Origin of the sequence: Lentzea albidocapillata subsp. violacea, from assembly GCF_900100275.1 — a bacterium.
GTDB classification, from domain to species: domain Bacteria; phylum Actinomycetota; class Actinomycetes; order Mycobacteriales; family Pseudonocardiaceae; genus Lentzea; species Lentzea violacea.
Window position 1 is genome coordinate 1 of sequence record NZ_FNET01000031.1, and the last position, 20954, is coordinate 20954.

The window sequence follows — 20954 nt, forward strand, 5'->3', positions numbered from 1 at the left end:
CGATGACGGCCAGCGGCAAGTCTCATACCGATGGCACAAGTGTCATCCAGGTGCCAAGATCATTGAGAATGTGCCATCAGCGGTGAGACCCTACATGTCTCACGGAGCGTCCTGTCGAGCTACCGATATACGGTCCGATCTAACTGCCTGTTAGAGCGGTAGCCCCTTGAGCTGGAGAAGTGCCTGCTCAACAGGTCTGATACCCCTACCGGTGCAACGCCCGACTCGGTCGCCGGCAGGCACATGAACAGTCGATTGGGTGGGTGGTCGCCTGCCGTCTCTCTTGACTCCGTGGTCGCCTTGGCTGCGATGGTCACCATCTTCCTCGTACCCCACTTTCCGCCCCTGCCGAGCCTTGCTCGCACGCCTCTCTTCGCTCGTTCGGCTCGCTCACGCTCCGGCCTCTCCCCATGATCAACTACGTCCGAAATGCCGTCGAGCTTCAATCTGGTTTCAATTGCGTGAGCGTATTGACAAGTGCGATTTCAATGTTCCTCAACCGCCCTCATTTTTGAGGTTTCACGGATGAATTGTGTTGACCGAGATTCGAGCCTATCGAATTCCGCGCAATTCCAGATATGGGCAATTCTGCCAACTGAAATCCGAAAGACTCTTGGATCGAACGAGCTGCCCGGTCGGTGGTCGTGTCGCTGGGCTCCGTCGTGCCGGTTGTTGACGTCCTATGCCGTTTTTCCGCAGGGGCCCAAGGCGTAGCCCTCGTACGCGCATGTCGGTTGAGCTGCACAGATCCAAGATCAGGTCACGGCAATGTCACGACAAGGAGTGTCCCTCTTGCATAGTGTCCTACTTGGGTGTCTAATAGACATGTCGACAGGACAGTTACCGGGGTGGCGACGAGGACCAGGGCACGGCGCCCTGCGAGTCGATCTCCACGGTGTCTTTCCTGATGGCAACAACAATAAGCCCCGCATAGCGCGGGCAGCGGCTTGGGCCGCGCGGACAGCAGCGAATCCGTGCAGAGCAGCGTGAAGAACGACGCGTAGCCAAACGCGCATTTCTAATCTGGAATGCGTAGTAACTGCGCTTGCAGCTTCACTACGTAAAGCTCTTGCTATAGAGCGGAGTAGCGCGCATAAATGGCACGCCTGCCATAGGTGTGTCCCCAAGATAAGTCAATGGTGGTCTAGCACCGACAAACGTCGCAGTGCCTGGGCGTTCGGGGTTGTATTAGGCGGTTGCCGACATTGGGTTTTCTCTGGCTGGAGAGCATCGCTCTCGCCTGCCCATAGCACGCTAAACCCTTACGGGCATGGTTCCCTGCATTGCGCACTAGACATAACGGCTTATTCCAACAGGGATCAAAAGGTTCAGGGAATGTGCTATCGCGACGCGCAACCCGCACCACGTGAGCAGTGCCGTATTGCCCGGATACAGGATGTGTCCCCTTTGCGGAGTCTCACGACGGTGAGGGTTGCGCGTTTCGGTACCAGCCCACAACTGGCCTGAATCATTGTCTGTCAACCACTTTTTGTACACGAAACGGAGTACCGCCATGACTATGACTCTGATCGATTGGTCCGCCCGGATTAGCGCCATGGCGGACGCTCTGTCCGTTCCGGACGGCGGGTTTTCTGTCGACCCTAGCGACGGTTCCGACGTGTGTGCCGGCTACGCCGTAGCCGTACACCCGGAACACGAACACGTTTTCGACGGTCGCGTCACCAGTAATGACCTTCACGAATACATCGCGCGTGCAAAAGATGCTCTCACGTTGCCCGGTCGCGTTCTCGGGGGTTGGTGTGACCCTGACACCGGCCGTGTCTATCTAGACGTTTCGATCGTCACTGTCGACTTGTCCGAAGCAATGATGCTCGCGCGAGCAACGGCACAGGTCGCGATTTTCGACTTTTCCGCGATGGTATCCGTTCCGGTCGCGGTTCCCGCGTGAATAGAAGGGGAATCATGAGCGAAATCATCGTAATGATCAGCGACGGCCTAGCGCGACGTATCGCGTCCGATTGGCATGGCGGTATGTCATCTGCGCTGTATTCCCTGGCCTCATCTGGGGCGGTTGACCTTGACCGCGCCCGAGACGAGATCTCGTGCGAATTGCAGAGTCTAGACGCCGGAGAGATTCGGCGCGAATTACTCGCGCTCGACAAATACGTACGAACGGCAGGCGAACGTACCGCCGTAGCGGAGTGGTTCCGCTTGTGGGACGACTCGCCGGTGAGCGTGAATCACACGTAAGGACCTGATAGCAATGCTCATCCCCAGTGATCACCCATGGTTCCAGGCTCACCCTGTGAGCCACGAAAACATCGTGTGGCACTGGGAACAGGCCACGCCCGAAGAAATGGCCCAAGGCATGCGTTGGTATATCGACGCACACCACGTGGCAATCGTCATCGCCAACGGTAACGCCCATCTCGGCGCCGGAATGCTCGCGATCTACTCGCCACAACAGGGATGGATCGGAAACATTCTCAATGCCGCTCGCGTGCTCCGCGACGGGCAGGGGATCGGCGGACCGGGATCCGGCGTATTCGCGTCCACGTCGCAAAAACACGCGGCCACTCGGTTGCTGTCCGGCGAACGATACGAAGACATTCTCGCCGGTCCGAAGATCCGCGATTTCGCGCACCTGATTGAACACGGCGGAGACAAAGACCCCGGAGACCCGCGCGTTGTCATCGATCGGCACGCGCTGTCGGTCGCGCACGGTTGCGCACTCAGTTCGGACGAGTACGGCTCGGCACCCCTGAAAGGGTTCAAGCGCCAAGACGGTTCGATCAGTCGCCGGCACTACGACTATGTGGTGAGTCAGTACCACCGTGCTGCGGAAATGATCTCCGCGATCTCTGGTGACCGGGTTTTGGCACATCAGGTACAGGCGGTGACGTGGCTTGTCCGCCAACGACTGAACCAGCAAGCCGAACAGCAGCGCGGCCCCAACCGCCTTGACAAGGGCCGCAACCGGGCGCGCGCAAATTCGGAACAAGCCTGGCAAGCCTTCCGAACCAACCACTTTCCCGAGCTGGCGACATGCCCCGGCACCGGCTACCAGGCGGCTGCCTAATGGCTGGTCTCGCTGCGAAAGGCGCATTCATGGAAACCGTTGTGAAACACACGTGCGGCGGACCTGTCTTCGGGCGAAAGACGCCCGGATGCCCCCGCTGTGATCAGCTTCTCGCCGGTGCCCAGCCTGTCGAATGGGCAGGAACGCGCGGCAGGAAAGACCGCGCGCGAGACGAACAGCAAGACCGACTCGCGCGCCGCACGCATTTCGCACCTGGCGGACCACATGCTACCGGTAAATGTGGGTCAGTCTGCACCTTCGGAGACTGGTGACCAGTCGCAACCGGCTCATTGGTGTCGCGCGATCAGCGACCTACCCACAGGCTCGCGAAATGAGGACCTGAGAAGTGAGCAAAACGCAAACCAGTCGTGGCCGAATGACCGTAATTCGACCGGGAGACCTCGTCCTCATTGACTCGACGCCATACGCCCGAACACCGACGTCGGCTACTTCCTTCACGAGCTCGACCGTGTGCTCGCCGAACAGTGACTGACCTCGTCAACACCTCCGGAATTCATCACCCGCCCGACGAAAGCGAGTACAGCCATGACCGACGACCACTCGACCACCGTCGACACGCTGCGCGCGGAGCTCGAACGGGAACGCGCACGCGCCGATTCCTTCGAAGCGATCAACCGGGTGCAGGCTGCCAGCCTCGCCGAGTTGGCCAAGCGCGCGGCGAACCTCCGGTGCCAGATTGCCGACCTGGCCGACGACGCCCTGAGCTCGAAACCCATGTCGGTACAGGGTTTGCGCAATGTCACCGGCCGGATGAACGGCTTGGCGGAGGCCATGAGCAGTTCGGCACACGGCTACGCGAGCGCACGCACGACGGACATGCTGTACCCGACCGTTGACGATGATCTCCGCGCGCACAAGTGGACGCCGCGCCCCGACCGGGGCCTGGACGGCACGTTGCCGCCGATTCCGATCACCGAGACGGGCGACCGTCGGGGCTACGCCCGCGGCTGGCACCGGGGCCCGCAGTGGATCACGTTGTGGTTCACCGGACCGACCGCCTTGGCGTACGGGGACAGCAGCGACCACGGCCGGCTCACCAGCGTCGACGCCATGCGCGCCGTCATCACCTCCTCTCGATCGTTGTCCGCTTCGGCGCTGGCCGAGTGGGTCTCTGCCCGGCAGGAAGCGCACACCGTGTCGTTCGACGCCCCGTATGGCCGTGTGTTCGCACACCTCCAGGCCGGTCCGTGGTCCGCGATCTACGTTGACCGATGCGACGAATTCGGCATCCGCACGCCCACCGGCACCGGCAACACGTCCGTCTGGATCTGCCCGAGCGACGCCGATTTCCGGCTCTACGTCTGGGGAATCGGCAACGAACCGGCCCACGTCCGCTACTGGGCCGGCCCTGTGGTCGACATGGCCCACCTCGTCCAGATCACCGGTCAGTACCGCTGACAGGTGATCACCGGATCCGCCCCCCACGAGGTCCAACGGCGGGTGTCGGCTGCGCGCTAGCCGACACCCGCCGAATCCACCGACGCGTTCATCACGTCCCGAAGGAGACGTCGTCCCATGACCGACACCACGCACACCCACACCACCACTGTCGTGACATTGCCGGTCAACGGACGAGACTCCCGCGACGGCGTGGCGACCCTGACTCAGATCGTGGACGCGACCGGTGGCAACACCGTCCACATCGTCACGATCGACGAACGCGCCGCAGAGTGTTATGGCATTCAGCAGCCGGTCAGCGTCGTCGGTGGCCTCGTCCGGACGCGCGGCAGATGGTCACCCACCGCCTACCGCGACCGTGCGCACCTCCTCGACGGAGGTGGACTCGTCTACTTCCTGCCGAACGCCTCGAGCCGAGTCCGCGCGGTTCGCGCGTTGCTGCGCTGGTGGTTCGTGGTCACCCATCGCGCCCGCGATGGCGCCGATCCGCGCCATCTCGACCCGTGCCAGGAGTCGCCTGCGTCTCGCCGATGGCTGCTGGCCTAACCACATCACCCGGTCCCATCTCGCCCACCGCGACGGTCGACGTCCCTTGATTCGGTCCGCCAACTCGAGGTGGCTGGCTTACTGGCCGCGATCGCCGACGACTACCCACCGACCGCCTTGATCGCGCTGCTGGCCGAGAGCCTCACCAAGGTGCTCGACCTGTGGACCGACGCCAGCCGCGACGGCTGGCCACGATCGACATCCGCGACCTCGACCGTGCCATCACCAGTGAACTTGCCCCCGCCATCAGCGCATGGCGCCGGCAACGCCTTCCCATGCCCACGCCTGGCCGACGCAGCCTGGCCTGAACCCGTTCCGAGGTAAACACCATGCCCATCAACGACCCCACGACCGCAACCCCGTCCGAGATCGACGAAGAGCTCAACAGGCTCGACATCGAGCACGCCAAGGCCAACGACACCCTCAGCAGGCTCACTACCCGCGCACAGCGCCTGGTGAACGACGGCATGGCCGAGTACGCAACCGAGTTGCGGCCTCGGATCGAACAGGCCCGCCAGACCATCGCCGAGTGCGAGGCAGCGGAGCGACCTCTTGAAGCAGAGTTCGAACGCCGGGGCGGCTGGACTCGAGCCTGGCTGGTCCTCAACACCGGTGGCCACGTGCACCGCACCACTGCCTGCCGCACCTGCTTCCCGTCCACGCGGTTCGCTTGGCTCACTCAGTTCTCCGGCCACGATGAAACCGAGATCGTCGAGCAGGCCGGCAAGGCCGCGTGCACTGAGTGCTACCCCAGTGCACCGGTCGATGTCCGCAACCGGCCCAGCCGGATCAAGACGCCCGAGCAACTCGCGCGGGAAGCGGAGAAAGCCGCACGCGCTAAGGCCAAAGCCGCAAAAGCGATCACCACCCCGGACGGAACACCTCTGCATACCAAGCAATACGGGCAGATCGAGACCGAGTTCACCGCGCGGCGCTCCTACACCGATGCGCTGTGCTACGCCCGGTTCCTTACGAAGCGCAACGTGGCATTTCACCGCAACACCATCGCCGAGTACCACGAGGACGCGCAGCTCATCCTTGCCGCGCTCGCAGCCAAACACAGCCGGACCGTGGACGACCTGCGCGCCGAGCTGGCGCCCAAGGTCGAAGCCAAGTGGAACCGCGAACACAGCAACTGGGGCTAATCGCTCCCGTCAGGCAACCCGCTCTCACGAAAGGGCTTCAACCGATGATTTTGGTCGAAACGCTGGAAGACCTGGTTTGCAACTACCTCGAAGATTCCGCCCGGCCCGGTTCGGCCGTCGGCAAGGTCAACGCGCAAGACCTGGTCAGCCACATCGTGCAGCACCTTGCCGAACGCGGGGTCGAAGTGGGTTTTCAGGATGGCTCGCGCCTTACGTTGCCAGGCAACACGCCCCGACAACCGGAACCCGAACGGCACCGCCTTCCCTTGGTACTCCAGAAAAACGACGACGGACACGTCCGCATCTATTGCGACGGCCGCGACTGCGTCTGGTCCTGGCCGCTTTACCAGCACGCGAGCACGCAGACCAACGGCGACACGATCACCAACGCCGTCGAACACGCCATCGGGCGACACCGTCACTCCTGGCCGCTCCGTCAACCCGCGACGCTCAACGCGCTGACCGAAGTCAGTTGGCTCGTCGGCATCGCGGTGAGGAAGAACGTGGAGATCGTCGGAGGGCCATCGCCGTTGCGCAGCAAGCACTTATCGAAAGCCGTGGTCGCAGCAACGCGGCCTGAACGACTTACCGAAATTCCGCTTCTCTTGAAGGGATACCGCCATGACTCGGTTCGACCTGCACCCTGCGCACATCGACGGACTCGTCAACGCCGGACTGCAATTCGGCTTGATCGGCGTTTTCGACGATCCCACCCCGGTCGGCGAGATGCTGCTTCAGCAGCATCGACCCCATCGCGACGTGGAGGAGAAGGACGGTCGGCCGCCGGACTACGTCGCGACGGTGACAGACCGCGCGCTGCATCCAGTCGCAGTACTGCGCCTACTGGACTGCTACGAGTACCAGACCAGCGGCACGATCGGCTGGCATGCCAGCGAGGCGCACGCATGGACAAGCCGTATGCGCGAAAAGGTACTCACCCGGCTGCCCGCCGACGCCAAAGCCAGTGTGCGCCATGGCGCCGACTACGTTCCGGCCTACCGGCTTCTCGCTGCCTACACTGAAACACCCTGGGGTATCACGGAACTCGACCAGATTCCCGAACTCGGGGACGGCGTCATCGACGTGCCGATCGTCCGGAAAGGACTGCGCGCACAGATCCTGACCGGCCCGTTCCACAGCCCGAATAAGGGACTGTCCTCCCGCGTCCGCCACGTGACGATCATTGGCGTCGGGAAGGAGCGGACGCTACCCGCGTTCGCCCAGATCTTCGAACCCTCCGACAACGCGCCGGGCGTCTACCTACTGTTCGAGCACGGCCGCTACGTCGCACGCCCCGCCGACGCCCCGCCCGGCAAGTGGTTCATGGCCTCCGGCGCTCACCTCCACACCAGCGATTCCCGTTGGCACGAGCTGATCGGTCACAGCCTGCCCATCCCGCTGCACGACCGCACCGAGCCCTAGCCGGACCAGCGCCGCAGGCGCGGAACCACTTCCGAACCGCCAAACCGATCCATCCAGGAGTTTGACCATGCCTTCACGCGATGAACTGCACGCCAGGCTGTTCCTGCTGCGCGCAGCCGAACCACCAGCACCTGCCATCCACCAGTACGTCGCCGTCCACGGACCAGTCGAAGCCGTCGCACAGATCCGGCACGGCACCGCTCCCGCCGCCGTCGTCAGCGAGATCATCCGGCCCGAAGCCCCGATCGCCGACGACCTGCGCGTCCTCGACGACGGCACGGCGCGCTTGCTCACGCCCGAAGACGACGAGTGGCCGTTCGGCCGACTAACCAGCCTGGCCCGTCACGGAGCTCCGCTCGCGCTGTGGGTGCGCGGCAGCGGTTCGTTGGCAGAGCTCACCAGTCCCGCGGTCACGGTCACGGGCGCCCGTGCGTCCTCGGCGTACGGAAACACCGTGGCCGGAGACATCAGCTACGAACTCGCTCGCGCCAAAGTGACAGTCGTCAGCGGCGGCGGCCTCGGGGTGGACGAGGCGGCACACCGTGGCGTGCTGGCGGCCGAGGGCAGGACGATCGTCGTGCTCGCGAACGGTGTCGACCGGACTTATCCGCACCAGCACGCCCGGCTCTACCAAACGGTGATCGACCAGGGCGGATTGCTCGTCAGCGAGTACTCCATCGGCACACCGCCGACTCGCACCCGGTTCCACGCGCGATGCCGGTTGCTGGCTGCGCTCAGCGCGGCGACCGTGATCGTCGAAGCCGGGCAGCGCAGCGGCGCACTTGCCGTTGCCCGCGCCGCTGGAGAGCTCGGCCGTCGGATCTACGGCGTGCCCGGTCCGATCCACTCCGTCACCTCGAGGGGCGTCCACGAGCTGCTGCGCGCCGGCGCCGCCACGGTAGCCACTTCCGTCGAGCACATCGCCTATCGGGAGGGACTGCGATGAACGGCCCAGACCGCTACCAGGCTGGCCTGGCCGGTCTGCAGCTCCCGGACGAATGGCAGGTCGACGTAGCGATCCGTCCGCGGCGTCGCAGCGTCGGTATCGAGGTCAAGCCTGGCGGCGCCGTCACCGTCCTGATTTCCGCCCATGGCAGACCCGGACCAGGTCGTTCGCTTCGTCCGCAGCCGGCGCCGCTGGATCACCGACAAGGTCGATACAGCCGCACGACTGGCACCCGACTACCCGGTCAAAGCACTGGTCGACGGCGCCGAGTTCGACCTGCTCGGCCGGCGCTACCGGCTCCAGCTCGTCGCCGCCCCGCCCGCGGACACCGGGCAGCTGCCCGCAGCAACGGCGGACCGGATCCTCTACGTGCGTGCAGAGCCACCGGGCCAAGTCCGCAGGGCGATCATCGACTGGTACCGGGAGGTCGGACTCGCCTGGGTGAAGCGCGAAGGACGCCCCTACGAGCTGGACGGCCGGATCGAGGGCCTGCGCTACGAGGTACGAGATCTCGGCAGGCGTCACTGGGGGCTCTACCGTCGCATGCCCCAGCACATCACCGCTCTGCACTGGGCGGTCTTCGGCCTGCCCGTGCACCTGGTCGAGTACGTGCTCGTGCACGAGCAGGCCCACGCGACGAGGCCAGGCGGTCGTTCTCACGGATCCGCGTGGCAACGGCGCATGAACCTGTGGATGCCCGAGTGGCGGCAGCGCCAGACCGAACTCGCCGAAGTAGGCCGTCACTGCTGGCTCGGGGACCACCAGGAGCACGCCGGTCGTCAGCCAGCCGCTCAGTGAGAATCAAGCCAGTCGCAGCACTGGCGAGGGCGACGTCAGCCTGATCCGACGTCGCCCTCGCCATGTCCTAACAGACGGAGTGATAGACATGTGTGATAGACGTACGCAGACCACGATGTGTCGTCGCGTACGACACTGCGCCCGGCAAGAGAGGCTACCTGATGAGCGACCCCGAGGAAGTCCTTCAACTTCGGGCCAGCAGAGCTGAGGTCGAGGGGATCAAGAAGGAACTCGAAGCTGCCCGAACTCGGCAGGCGGAACTCGAAGAGAAGATCAACGGGTTGCTCGCGAAGCAGCGCGAGGCTCGCAAGAAGCGCCGTACGGCGGTGCTCGCCGCGGACGCTGCCGGAGTACCCCGTTTGAGGATCTCCAAGGAAGTCGGCATGCAGCGCAGCAACGTGTACAAACTCCTCGAAGGCGAGGACAGCGACTAATCCTGGGTGCCGTCGTAGCCGGTCGAATCTCTTGGCAAGCTGACAACTGCGAGCAGCGGTTCGGTTGGCTCAGCTGCAGAGCTCGATGCCGTTCTGGCGGTAGAAGGTGACGGGGTCAATGGCTTCGCCGCCGACTTCGATCTGGAAGTGCAGGTGAGGTCCGGTTGATTGACCTCGGTTGCCGACTTCGGCGATAGGTTGGCCCGCAGCCACTGCTTGTCCTTTGTGGACGAGGTTGCGGTTGTTGTGGCCGTAGGTGGTGATGGTTCCGCCGCGGTGCTGGATACGGATCCAGAGGCCGTATCCGCTGGCGGGTCCGGCGTCGATCACCAGGCCGTCGCCGGCTGCGACGATGGCGGTGCCGAGGGGTGCGGCGATGTCCAGCCCGTGGTGGAACCCTCCTTCTCGCGGCCCGAATCCGGAGCTGCAACGCCCCAGTGCGGGAACGGTCCATTCTCCAGCAGTGGCGGAGCAGGTGGCGTTGTGGACGGCAGCGACGATGATCCGTGCGGCGTGCTCGTGCCGGGCGTAGGCGTCGGGGAAACCGGAGCGTTGCACGGTTTGCGCGGCGTTGGTCAGGCTCATCGCCTGCCATCCAGGCACCGCGAGCAGATGCTGGTAGAACTGGGTGGCGCTATAGGTGGGGTTCATGATCTGAGCGGGGGTGCCCCATCCCTGAGACGGACGTTGCTGGAAGAGCCCGAGGCTGTCGCGGTCGCCGTAGTCGAGGTTGCGTAGCCCGGATTCCTGCATCGCGGTGGCGATGGCGATCACCCAGCCTCGGGTTGGGACGATCATCTGCTTGCCGACTGCAACGATCGTGGCGGCGTTTGCCATCTGATCGGGGTCGTAGCCGGCGACACCGGTTGTTGTGGAGCCGACCGCGGCGCAGTCCGTGCGGCTGCTGTCGCCGAACAAGCCTGCGATGCCGCCGACCACAGCAGCGACGAGCACGACAGGCAGCAGGAACGCGACCGCGGCGACGATGGTGATCTTCTTCGTGGACATGATCGACCTCCCCGTGTGGACAGACAGCAAGGGGTGCTCACCGAGGTGAGGAGAGCGGGCGCGCCGGCACCGTCGATGCAGCGCGGAAGGTGAGCGGAGACGGAGTCGCCTCAGCGGCGGCCTTGCCAGGTGTTCGAGGGCGTCGGAGGAAGCGGCTTTGGCGCGGTTAGCTCGGTCGCCGGTGACTGCGGCGCTTGCGGTAACGGCGAGAACTGCGTGGCGAGCGTTTCCAGCTGCGGCCAGACTTGGACCAGCTCGGCGAGCCGTAGTCGGCCGGGTGCGTGGGCCGGCCTATCGACGACTGGCAGCCACCGGCGAACGGCGGGACTGCCCGCGTGCGCGACGCTGGTGAGGTCTGCGGCACTCGTCGCGACCGGCACGAGCGCTGGACGGTCCAACTGGGCCAGAGCGCCAGCGAGCGCTCGGCGTGCACCGGTTTCTCGGCGGTTGCTTGGCAGCCACACGAGGACGGGCGTGGTGATTCCTGTTGCATTGGCGAGCTTTTCGTAGCCGTAGAGCTTGCTGGCAAGTCGGCCGAGATCCTCGGTGCCGAAGTCGAACTCGAGGAAGAACTCGATCTGGTGGCTGTCTTCGTGCCAGCGGCCGTAGGCGTCAGGGCGGACCATATCACCGAAGAGCCGACCACAGCGCAGTTCGGACCACCACGCGGTCAGCCGCCCGCAGGCGTCGGCCTGACGGCTGAGTGCCACGAGAGCGGTGAAGAACCCGTTGACACCCACGGTGTGTGCCAGGCGCAGAGAATGGGCGATGCCGATGGCGTCTTCGTGGCGGTAGCCGAGTCGCCTGGGATCCAGGCCTTCCTCATACGCCAGGGCGACTGCTCCGGCGACATCGAGCACGTAGTGCATAGGTGCGGTGCCGGAGCTGACGAACGGCTGGAAGCGGTCGACAACCCGCCACTTGAAGAGATCGAGCAGGCGGTGGTTGGCCGCGCGCATGGTCGGATAGCAGAGCTCGACGATCTGTGATGTAGTGAAGACCTTGTGCTCGTGCAGCATCCGGGCCAGCCATCGGTCTCGGACGGTGAGTCGTCCAGCGAGCTGGGCGTGGTGCTCGCCGGTGGTCGCGGCCCTCGGAGTCGGGCGCTGAGGCATGTGACCGCGCAGCTCCCGCTGAGGCGTGGGATTCGAGATCATGGGCAGGCACCTCCAATTGCGGAGCGAATCAGGCCAGCACAGGTGGCTAACGGGAGCCAGCACGCGACCCGCGAAGCCCGCATCTGTTGCGGAGGAAGGGATTCGATCGATCAGGCCGCCCGCCTCGGATCTGCAGATGACTGGCCGGACCGGTCAGCGACGGTGGTCGGGTCCGCGATGGGTGGGCGAGTATTGACCTTGGCGGCTTTGCGGATGGCCTTGGCGCGTCCGGGAATCGCGGGCGGGAGTTTTTCGGTGACCGCGGTGAACGGCGGCGCTTCCTCGCCGCCCAGGACGAGGCGGGCGGCGACGTGGTAGACGCCGAGGTTGGACAGGTCGTGATCGGACAGCCGCGGCAGGGTGTGCCGCGCGAGCCGTCTGGCGTCTTCGGGCGAGGCGTTGAAGAAGATCTTCGTTCGGGCGTTGGTGCTGATGCCCTCTTCCAGTTCTTTCGGTAGTTGACCGAGGTATTGGTGGGCCAGGGTCATCGAGAGCCGGTAGCCGCGAGCCTCGGCCAGCATGTCCTCCATCGGGTAGGCCAAGTTCAGGAAGTTGTGGCACTCGTCGATGTACAGGCTGCAGTCGCGACGCTTCCGCTGTGGGACGCGGGCGCGGCGGGTGGCGGCCTGCCAGGTGCGTGCCACAACGATCGAGCCGACCAGGCGCGCGGTTTCCATGCCCAGCGCGTCGCGGGCGATGCGCACCAGGCAGATGCCGCCGGTGTTGAGCACCTCGTCCATGTCCACTGTGGATTCGCCGCCTGCGATGGCGGCGCGGACGAAGGGCCGCAACAGGAAGCCGCGGACCTTGTTCATCAGCGGCGCGATCACCTGTGCGCGGCTGGCTTCGGACAGGTCGTCGTACCAGGACCAGAAGCCCTTGAGCACCTCGTCGTCGATCTGGTCACAGGCCCGAGCCCGGTACGCGGGCACGGTCAGCAGCTTGGGCAGGTCGACCAGAGTCGGGGTGCCGGACATCGCGGTCAGGGTGAGCAGGCTGGCGCGCAGGATGTCGTCGGTGCGCGGCCCCCACGAGGAAGCGTAGATCCGGGAGAAGATGCTGACGAGATTGTCGACCGCGCGGGCTTTGTCCGCACCCTCCAACGGATTGAGTACCGGCGGACGGGCTCGGGAATCGGCGTCGAACAGCACGACCTTCTCGCCGAGTTCCTCGGGCAGACGCATCAGGATGTCCGAGACGAGGTCGCCCTTCGGGTCAACGACAACCACGCCACGCCCGGCCTCGGCGTCAGCCAGGATCATCCGCGCCATCAGCTCGGATTTGCCGGAGCCGGTGGCGCCGAGGATGTGCATGTGGTGGCGGGCATCGCCGATGTGGAGGCCGACCGGGCGGGCGTGGCCGGAGTCGGAGAGCCCGATGGGCTTGATCCGGTCTCCGGTCGTGGCGATGCCTGGTGGGGGTGGCACAGCCTTGGCTCCGGCTCGCTGCAGGCCGGGCGTGGAGTCGTCGATCGGCAGGTGCGCGACCGCGGCGAGCTCCGGTATGGACAGCAGGTCGCCTTTGCCCAGCCGTCGGTCGGCCAGCGCAGGGATTGGGTGGCGGAGCCGGGCCCGCCGGTAGCGGTTGTGCTCGGAGTAGGCGGCGAAGGCCGATGCGATCGCGTGTCCTCGGCCCCGCAACACTTCCCGCACTGCGCGGACTTCGCCGGGGGCCGCGTTGTCGGAGACGGTGGTGGCCACGGCGTAGCGGATGCGGGTCTCGAACTGGTTTTCCCTCAGCTTCTCGACGATGGCGCGGTCCTGGGCTGAGTAGGCCAGGCTGGTCTGCCGATCCAGCCCTGTTGTCCGCGTGCCGGTCGATGGCTTCGGCGTCTTGCCGGGTGTGATGACGTCGAGCAGTCGGCCGAGCAGGTGGACCGAGCTACCGCTGTGTACGCGACGGGCGGTCCGGCGGGCTTTGGTCACCCGGTGGCCGGCGACGGGGCGGGCGAGGATCTGCACGCAGGCCCGCTCGTGCGGGCCGAGCCCGACCGGTGCGCCGAGCAGAGCGCGGATCGGGTCGGCCAGGTGCTCGGTGCGGATGGGCAGCGCCTCGGGTAATGCCAGGCGTAGCTCGCCTCCGACGGCTTCGATCCGTCGGCCCGCAGGCGCGGTGGTCGGGATCGGGGGCTTGGCGGGGGTGGTGCGGGTGTGTGCGCCGGGCCAGGCGGCCTCGATGGCGCGTTCGACCATGCCGGGTGGCACGAGGCCGGGTACCCAGAACCGGATTTGCACGCCGTCACCGGTGAATGTCAGCTCGAACGCCAAGTGCGGTTGACCGCCGAACCGACGCAACCAGCCGGGTCGCAACAGGCCGATCAGGTTGGACCACACGGTGATCGCGCCCGTCGGGTCGACTGTCGGCGGTGCCAGCACACTGATCAGTCGGGCGTCGGTGATCAGGCGCTCGTGGTAGCGGCGGCGCCACCGCGACCGCGCGATCACCGCGGCGGTCGCTGCGATTGTGAGCACTGGCCCGGCGATCGGACCCCACAGGAGGGCGAGGTCGCGCAGGGAGGTCAGCACGTGCTGGAAGGCGCCGAGCGGGTCGCGTAGGTAGTCGGTCACCGGCGAGGCGTGAGCCCTCAACGGCTGCGCTCCACGCGAAAAGGCGAGGGATGTTGCGGTGATTATCCAAGACATCGGGGACCTCCCCATGGAATAAGCGACAATGGATGGCCTGACGCGGCGACCCGTCAGGCGGCGTGCGACTGGTCGACCTGGACTGCGGTGCCTTGCGAGTCGGGGCGCGTGTTGCCGACGGCGAGGCGCAGGTGCCGACGATCCCGGCGTGCGTTGCGCTCGGCGTCGATCTCGGCCTGCCATTCGGAGAACCGGCGCCCCGCCAACCGCTTGAGGTACGAGGGAATGCGGTTGGCCGGAACACCCACCAGCCGTGGTCCGAGCACCGCGAGCAGATCGCTGGCCTCCTGGGAGGCCCATCCAGCCGCCGCGATCGCGGCCTCGTTCGGGAACACATCCGCCAGGCGATCGGCAGCCGGATTCAGGGCAGCATCCTGTGTCCCGCCATATGAAAAGACCCACAGGAAGTTCGGCGGTGGATTCGGCTCGACGAGCCTGCGAAACCTCTCGATCTCCTTGCTGTAGGTGTAGAAGTTGGTGTCCGACCGAGCTCGGCAGATGCGCATCCACGCCGCGAGATAGGCGTCGCTGAAGAAGTCGCCTGCGTCGTGGATCCTGATCCAGGCGTTGCGGAACTTCGCTGCGCCCAGTTCAGCGACCATGGCGGTCTCCCAGCCAGCCAGATCATCGAGGACGAAGGCGAGGTTCGAGTGGTGTTTGGCGCGCACGACCGGCCATGTGTAGGTGCCGTGGCGGGCGTAGCACGCCTGCGCGCAGACTCCCGCGCTCGGACAGGTGTTGTAGCTGCGGCCGTCCGGCAGGCGCCCAGCCCAGGCGGGCAACGACCAGTTCCACACGCCGATCTGGCGCATCTGGCGGTTCTGTGTGAGAAGCCGGTTCGGGCGGCGAACCGTTGCAGGAATGGGCAGTGGTGCAGACATGGGTGTCCCCTGGGTGCGATTCGGTGGATGCGGCTTGGCGCGGTGCTGTCAGGCGGCGTCGAGTTCGACGAAGGCGTTCGAGATTTCTGACGATTCGTTGGAATACTCGACGATTTCTGAGGGACTAGACGTCACCAGGTAGTGCTCGGCGGGGGATGCGATGGCCTGGAAGCCCACACGCTGGGTTCCGGTCGACAAAAGCCCCTGACCGCGGTCGGCGGAGAGCAGGAACTGCCTCTCGCCCATGGACAGGTCGAAGGTGCGGGTGATCTCGTCGATCGCTTGCGAGGCTTGCCGTAGCAGAATCTGCGTAGCGGCGTTGGCCACCACGGCTTTGCCGAGATCCGAGCCCAGCACGTCGGCGGTGTCCTGCGTGGCGACAGTGAGGCCGGCCCAGTGCTTCCTCGAGGCCTTGGCCATGCGGAACAGGAACTCGGCTCCGGCGGGCTCCTTCATGAGCAGCCACGCTTCGTCGACCACGACGAGACGTGGTCGACGGATGGCGGGATTGCTGACCTGCCGCCACACCGCATCCAGCGTGAGCAGGGTGCCGATGGGCTTGAGCTCGTCGGCGAGGTCCCTCAGCGAGAACACCACCAGGTGTCCCTCGGGATGCGTCGAGGTCGGTCCCGAGAACAGGCTGGAGAACGCGCCGGTGACATACGGGTGCAGCCGGGCCGCCAGCTCGACGCCAGCCGCATCCCCGGTCTCGGCAAGGATCTCGGCTAGGTCGGCGAGCAGCGGCGCCGGGCGGGTCCACGTGCGTGGGTCGGAGGTAATGCCGACCTTCTGGTAGGTCGCGGTGATGGCCCGGTCCAGCGCGGCGCGTTCAGCCGCGGCGAGCTCGCTGCCCAGCAACACAGAGATGACGGTGTGCAGGAACAGCGATCGGCGGATGAGGACGTCACGGGGCGCGGTGCGACGACCGTCCGGGCGGGTGTGGATCGGCAGGTCCATCGGATTGAGCCGGACGTGTTCGGCGCCGAGGTGGACGTAGGTGCCGCCGACCGCGTTGGCGAGACGGGCGTACTCGTCTTCCGGGTCGATGACGTGGATCTCGATTCCGCGGTACAGCGACCGCAGCAGCTCGAGCTTGACCAAGTACGACTTGCCCGCCCCGGAGCGGCCGAGGATCACCGAGTTGTGGTTGTCCAAGGCGAACCGGTCGTGGTGCACGAGCCCTTGGGAACCGACGTTGAAGCCGTAGAGCACCCCGCTGGGGGCGCCGACTGAAGTCGGGTCCGGTGGTGGCAAATCCGGCGAGGTGAACGGGAACGCCGCGCTCAACGCCGAAGTGTCGAAGGTGCGGCGCATCCCGACCAGATCCAGGCCCATCGGCAGGGTGGTGATCCAGCCCTGCAGGCTGCGGTACGTGGTCGGTTTGGCGTCCAGCAGCAGCGACGCTGCCAGCGCCCGGACCGCCGCGACCTCGTCACCAAGAGCCTCTTCGGTCGGAGCGTGCACCGTGAGATAGAGCCCGAACCGGTAGAGCTTGCCCTCGCCACGGGCGACCCGAGCGGACAGGTCGTAGGCATCCTCGGTAGCGGCTTCGACTTGTGGGTCGAACAGCCGGCCTTTGTCACTTGTGTGGCGCCGTCCGGACTCCAGTTTGGACAGTTGCTTCTTCAGGCGGCTCGCTGCCGTGACCGGGTCGATCGGCTCGACGTGTAGCGACACGTCGACCCGGCCTGGGTAGGTGAGCAGGGGCTGGAGCCACCCCGGATGCACCTCGCGGGGGTAGCCGGTAATCGCGAACGAGGCGACCCAGTCACCCCCGACCTCCAGTGATCGAGGACGGATCGAGATGGCGTCCGGAGTGAACGCTCCAGCTCGTCCGGGCACCGGTCCGGCAGGCGAGCGACGCGCGCGGCGCGTGGACTTGGACCTCATCGGCCGTACCTCCTCTCGAAGTCGTCGCGGTCGTTCGCGTCGTCCCACTCGTCATCTGCTTCGTCCGGGAACTGCTCTGTGTCGACGGGGACCTGGCGGCCGAACGCGCTGGGGTTCCAGTTCTCCTCGGGTGCAGTCGTGATGACTTCGTCCGATGCGGCCAGCGCCCTGGACGGCGGGATCAGTGAGTCGGGGTTGCAGGCGGCAGCCAGCACTGCGGTGGCCTGCCCGGCATCCAGCGGCGTCACGGTGATCCCGGTCGGGGACAGCAACTCGACTGCTTCCCCGAGCCGTCGCACCAGCCGTGCTTCGGCAGCGCGCCGCGCGGCGTCGTCGACCGGACCCGCTTGTCTGGCGGCTTTACGCCGCGAGGTGAAGGCGGACAGCGGCGAGGCGCCGCCGAGCCCGTCGGTCGGCGTGGTGCCGTGCAGCGGTTCGCGGAGGATGAGCAGCACCTGGCGGCGCAGTAGATCGGTCGCCCGGCGGAGCTGATCGAGGTAGTCGGCGTGCTCGCACGCCGCCGCCTCGAGCGCCGGGTGTGGCAGGCAGCCGGCCTGCTCGCGGAGTTCGGCGATCTGCCCGGACAGGTCGAGTCGTTCGGTCCGCACCAGCACCTGTACCGGGGCGGTGAGGCTGTGCAGGTACCGGCCGAACGAGGCCACGAGACTCTCTTGCTCGGTGGGCGTGCGCAGCCCGAAGTTGACCGTCGAGCAGACGGCGACTACGGCAACGCCGTCCTTGCCGAGGTCGATGACGCCCGTCGCGCTGATTGCCTCGGCCGGCAGTCGCAACGCGGTCGGCGAGACCGATGCCGCAGCACCCAGGCTGCCACGATCCGTGCTGTTGACAGCGTGGGTGGTGAGCCACTCCGGGGCGGGCTGGATCCCTTCCGGCGCGGCCACCCGGTGCTTCGGGCTCAGCTGCTGGCGCAGCGCCGCGAGGGCCAGCTGGTCCAGCGACAGCCCGTCACGCTGCCCGAGGGCGAGCACTGCGGCCGATGCGCCAACCGGGATCGCGATGGCTAGAAACACTGGCAGCGGAACGAATGACCGCGTAGCAAGGTAGACGCCGTAGAGCACCAGCCCGACGACAGCGAGGATGGCCACCTGGCGCGCCGTGAGGTTGCACAGCACGCGGTCCTCACGATCGACGTCGGCGGGAATCCGGACAGGTTGGCTCATGGCCGCTCACCCCTTTCGGATTTGTCGTTACCTGGTGCGGGCGGCCGCGAGGACGCCTGGAACTGCACGGGTGCTGGGGTGTGGGACCGAGCTCGTCGACCGTGGCCGCCGAGATCGGGAACGGCTTGCCGGAACACTGTCGGCGCGGGCGCACCGGTGGCCCGCATTGGCGCCACCTGTGGCGTGGGGGCGGCTGGACGGAACTGCAACTCGGCAGGCACGGCCGCGGTGCGTAGCCGGGGCGGTGGAGTAGCGGCGGAGCCGGCCGCCCGCTTGGCAGACCGGAACGCAGGCACGCTGGGACGGCCTATCGGTCGCGCCAGCGGTTCGGCCCGGCCGGACACAGGAGTTGGCGGGCGGAACTCTGGTTCCACCGTGCTGCTCGACGGGTTCCAGCTCGCGATGTCGTGAGTGGGGGTCTGTGGCGCGGCCTGCTGGAAGCGCAAGTGCTGCTGGCCGGACACGGTGTGGTGCTGTGCAAGCTCGCGTGCCCGCTGTTGCTGGAGGCGCCTTGCGATCGCCTCGGGGGTGTAGATGCCTCCGACGCCGCCCCACTCCCGGATCGGCGCGGGCCACCGCGGCTCGGACGCTGACCGGCCACCAGCGCCACCAGATGCGGTTGCCACAGCGGTCCGCGTGGCGAGCCGGTGTCCACCGAGCAGGCCCATGGTCTTGCCGAAGACGAACGCAGACGCCAGACCGCCCAGGAACGATCGCCGCCCGCCACCGATCCGGACTTGGTGCATAACCCAGGTCGGGATCTTCACCAGAATCCACACCAGGGCGATCAGAACGATGAGATTGATGAACCCGCTCGGACTGGGCATGCCGAAGAACGTGAAACCGCCAGGCTGCAGGAAGACCTTCAGGGCACAGATCAGCGCCAGGCTCTGTCCAATCTGGATGCCGAGCACGCCCGCACCGGCACGCCAGAACCACTGCGCAACGCCTTCGGTCTGCGGCAGACCATGACACATCAGCGCAAGGGGTGCGCCGGCGAGCAGAAGCACCGTGAGCGCGACCCGCACGACGTAGCCGATGAGCAGCCCGACCAGCAGGATGGTCAGCACCAGCGACAGGAACCCGGCAAACATCCCGCCGTCGAGCAGAGATCGCGCCACCATGGCGACGAACAGCTCGCTGATCGCTTGGCCGGAGGTCTGCGGGTCGAGGCTGTCGCCGAGGACTGCGACCGAGGCGGCGTTGGCGAAGCGGATGGCCTGGTCGCCGAGGAACAAGCTCAGGTTCGCGGCCAGAAATCCGATGACGATGCGGGGAGCGATCTCCCGGACCGAGTAGTGGGACTGCACGCTCCCGTGACTCATCACGACGATTCCGGCGACGAGGACGAGCAGCGAGTAGACAGCCACCATGAACAGCCGGGACTGCTCCCAGATCTCGCCGATCCGCGGTAGCTGGTCCAACGTCGGTGTGGACAGCAACGTGCTGCCGACGAAGCGCAACAGCATGTTGAGCGACTCGCCTACGAGGCGGTTGATGAACGCGTTGATGCCCTCGCCGACGCATGCCGTCGGGTTGGTGAAACCACACTCTCCACCGGACGATCCGATCGAAGGAACAGTCGGGAGAGGTGCCGTTGGCAACGTCGACGGCGAGGTGGTCGGTTGCAGCAGACAACCAGGCGGGACTGGATGGCCGGACTGCGGCGGTGGGCATACCGGAGACGTGGTCGGAGTTGGTGTGCTCGGCCGACATGGCGCGGGAGGCTGGGGACCTGAGCACGGGTCGACCAGCGCCGACGGCGTCGGCGCGCTCGGAGTGGTCGGTTGTGCCGACGCGGTCAGCGAGAACGCGCAGCCAAGGACGACCAGCAATCCGGCAAGCAGCATCCACACCGCACGCTGCCGACGACGACCGGACCGCGCCGCCACGGCCGATGCAGCCCGCGACACGGGGCTCGTTCCCGACAGGGTGTGCTCGGCGCTGGGGATGGTGCGGTGGATGCCTGTCATCGCTAGGCCTCCACGAATCCTTTGAGGACCTCGATGACGAGCGGCGTCAGCAGCGCGCCCAGGTAGCCCCAGCAAGCCGACCGGAACGCCGTCTTCGCCTTCTCGATCTCGCCCGGATCCCCGGCCCCGGTCATCCGCCGAACGAACGCGATGGACAGAAAGACCGTCGCGAGGGCCGCCAGGATGCCCATGATCCAGTTGCGGATGTTGGTCAGCACCTGGTCCACAGACGCGACCAGTGCCACCGTGTGGACGGTCTCTGCCTGCGCGGAGGACGCCGTCAGAAGGAACACGAGAACCAGCAACTGGCCAACGAACGGGAGAAGCCGGGGCCGGCGTGCGCGGTCAGAGCGATGGTCAGACATCGGATCGCTGTCGAGCGACGCGCACTCGGTCCCGGTAACTGTGGCTGGTGCGATGGCCATCGTCGGCGAGATCGAGCGGCAGTTGGTTCGGCGTGCGGGTGGCCGGT

18 protein-coding genes are annotated in these 20954 nt (G+C 66.1%); 9 read left to right on the plus strand and 9 right to left on the minus strand.

Annotated elements, in window-relative coordinates:
* Positions 1-1519: 1519 nt before the first annotated feature.
* The 5 genes from BLR21_RS38255 to BLR21_RS38280 all read left to right on the plus strand — a co-directional run bounded on the left by BLR21_RS38255 (position 1520) and on the right by BLR21_RS38280 (position 6150).
* Positions 1520-1909, plus strand: a complete 390-nt coding sequence (locus tag BLR21_RS38255; protein ID WP_143028065.1) for a hypothetical protein — start codon at positions 1520-1522, stop codon at positions 1907-1909.
* Between the two features lie 357 nt (positions 1910-2266).
* Positions 2267-3040 carry a DUF7178 family protein gene (locus BLR21_RS38265; RefSeq protein ID WP_090014632.1) on the plus strand — a complete coding sequence of 258 codons (774 nt, stop codon included), beginning with the start codon at positions 2267-2269 and terminating at the stop codon, positions 3038-3040.
* Between the two features lie 546 nt (positions 3041-3586).
* Positions 3587-4459 (plus strand): hypothetical protein, encoded by an 873-nt coding sequence (locus BLR21_RS38270; RefSeq protein ID WP_090014634.1) that lies wholly within the window; start codon positions 3587-3589, stop codon positions 4457-4459.
* 117 nt (positions 4460-4576) lie between these two features.
* A complete protein-coding gene (locus tag BLR21_RS38275; RefSeq protein ID WP_090014636.1) occupies positions 4577-5005 on the plus strand; it encodes a hypothetical protein in 429 nt (142 codons plus the stop codon).
* 329 nt (positions 5006-5334) lie between these two features.
* The gene (locus BLR21_RS38280) at positions 5335-6150 is read left to right on the plus strand and encodes a hypothetical protein (protein ID WP_090014638.1); all 816 of its coding nucleotides are present in this window, start codon (positions 5335-5337) and stop codon (positions 6148-6150) included.
* On the opposite strand, the gene BLR21_RS38285 is transcribed toward BLR21_RS38280, so the two are convergent.
* Positions 6147-6566 (minus strand): hypothetical protein, encoded by a 420-nt coding sequence (locus tag BLR21_RS38285; RefSeq protein WP_143028066.1) that lies wholly within the window; start codon positions 6564-6566, stop codon positions 6147-6149. The two genes, BLR21_RS38280 and BLR21_RS38285, sit on opposite strands and share 4 nt — an antisense overlap.
* 205 nt (positions 6567-6771) lie before the next feature.
* Between BLR21_RS38285 and BLR21_RS38290 the strand changes: the two genes are divergently transcribed.
* The 4 genes from BLR21_RS38290 (at position 6772) to BLR21_RS38305 (ending at position 9750) form a co-directional block, all read left to right on the plus strand.
* The gene (locus BLR21_RS38290; protein WP_090014641.1) at positions 6772-7572 is read left to right on the plus strand and encodes a hypothetical protein; all 801 of its coding nucleotides are present in this window, start codon (positions 6772-6774) and stop codon (positions 7570-7572) included.
* 67 nt (positions 7573-7639) lie between these two features.
* Positions 7640-8518, plus strand: coding sequence for a DNA-processing protein DprA (gene dprA / locus BLR21_RS38295; RefSeq protein ID WP_090014643.1), 879 nt, complete (start codon positions 7640-7642; stop codon positions 8516-8518).
* Between the two features lie 144 nt (positions 8519-8662).
* Entirely contained in the window at positions 8663-9316 is a 654-nt protein-coding gene (locus BLR21_RS38300) for a YgjP-like metallopeptidase domain-containing protein (RefSeq protein ID WP_090014645.1), read from the plus strand.
* 161 nt (positions 9317-9477) lie between these two features.
* On the plus strand, positions 9478-9750 hold the full coding sequence (locus BLR21_RS38305; protein ID WP_030480401.1) for a hypothetical protein: 273 nt from the start codon (positions 9478-9480) through the stop codon (positions 9748-9750).
* Positions 9751-9819: 69 nt separating this feature from the next.
* On the opposite strand, the gene BLR21_RS38310 is transcribed toward BLR21_RS38305, so the two are convergent.
* The 8 genes from BLR21_RS38310 to BLR21_RS38345 all read right to left on the minus strand — a co-directional run bounded on the left by BLR21_RS38310 (position 9820) and on the right by BLR21_RS38345 (position 20775).
* The gene (locus BLR21_RS38310) at positions 9820-10758 is read right to left on the minus strand and encodes a M23 family metallopeptidase (protein WP_090014647.1); all 939 of its coding nucleotides are present in this window, start codon (positions 10756-10758) and stop codon (positions 9820-9822) included.
* 110 nt (positions 10759-10868) lie between these two features.
* A complete protein-coding gene (locus BLR21_RS38315) occupies positions 10869-11915 on the minus strand; it encodes a replication-relaxation family protein (RefSeq protein WP_090014649.1) in 1047 nt (348 codons plus the stop codon).
* Positions 11916-12025: 110 nt separating this feature from the next.
* Positions 12026-14557, minus strand: coding sequence for a DUF8128 domain-containing protein (locus tag BLR21_RS38320; protein ID WP_090014651.1), 2532 nt, complete (start codon positions 14555-14557; stop codon positions 12026-12028).
* Positions 14558-14610: 53 nt separating this feature from the next.
* Positions 14611-15438 carry a GP88 family protein gene (locus BLR21_RS38325; RefSeq protein WP_090014652.1) on the minus strand — a complete coding sequence of 276 codons (828 nt, stop codon included), beginning with the start codon at positions 15436-15438 and terminating at the stop codon, positions 14611-14613.
* A 48-nt stretch (positions 15439-15486) separates the two neighbouring features.
* On the minus strand, positions 15487-17328 hold the full coding sequence (locus BLR21_RS38330) for a VirB4 family type IV secretion system protein (RefSeq protein ID WP_090014654.1): 1842 nt from the start codon (positions 17326-17328) through the stop codon (positions 15487-15489).
* On the minus strand, positions 17325-18509 hold the full coding sequence (locus tag BLR21_RS38335) for a PrgI family protein (RefSeq protein ID WP_090014656.1): 1185 nt from the start codon (positions 18507-18509) through the stop codon (positions 17325-17327). The genes BLR21_RS38330 and BLR21_RS38335 overlap by 4 nt, the downstream gene beginning before the upstream one ends.
* Positions 18506-19933, minus strand: coding sequence for a TrbL/VirB6 family protein (locus BLR21_RS38340; protein WP_143028067.1), 1428 nt, complete (start codon positions 19931-19933; stop codon positions 18506-18508). Before BLR21_RS38340 ends, BLR21_RS38335 begins: the two co-directional genes overlap by 4 nt.
* Before the next feature lie 551 nt (positions 19934-20484).
* Complete coding sequence (locus BLR21_RS38345; protein WP_338061090.1) at positions 20485-20775, minus strand: hypothetical protein; 291 nt, start codon at positions 20773-20775, stop codon at positions 20485-20487.
* Positions 20776-20954: the final 179 nt, after the last annotated feature.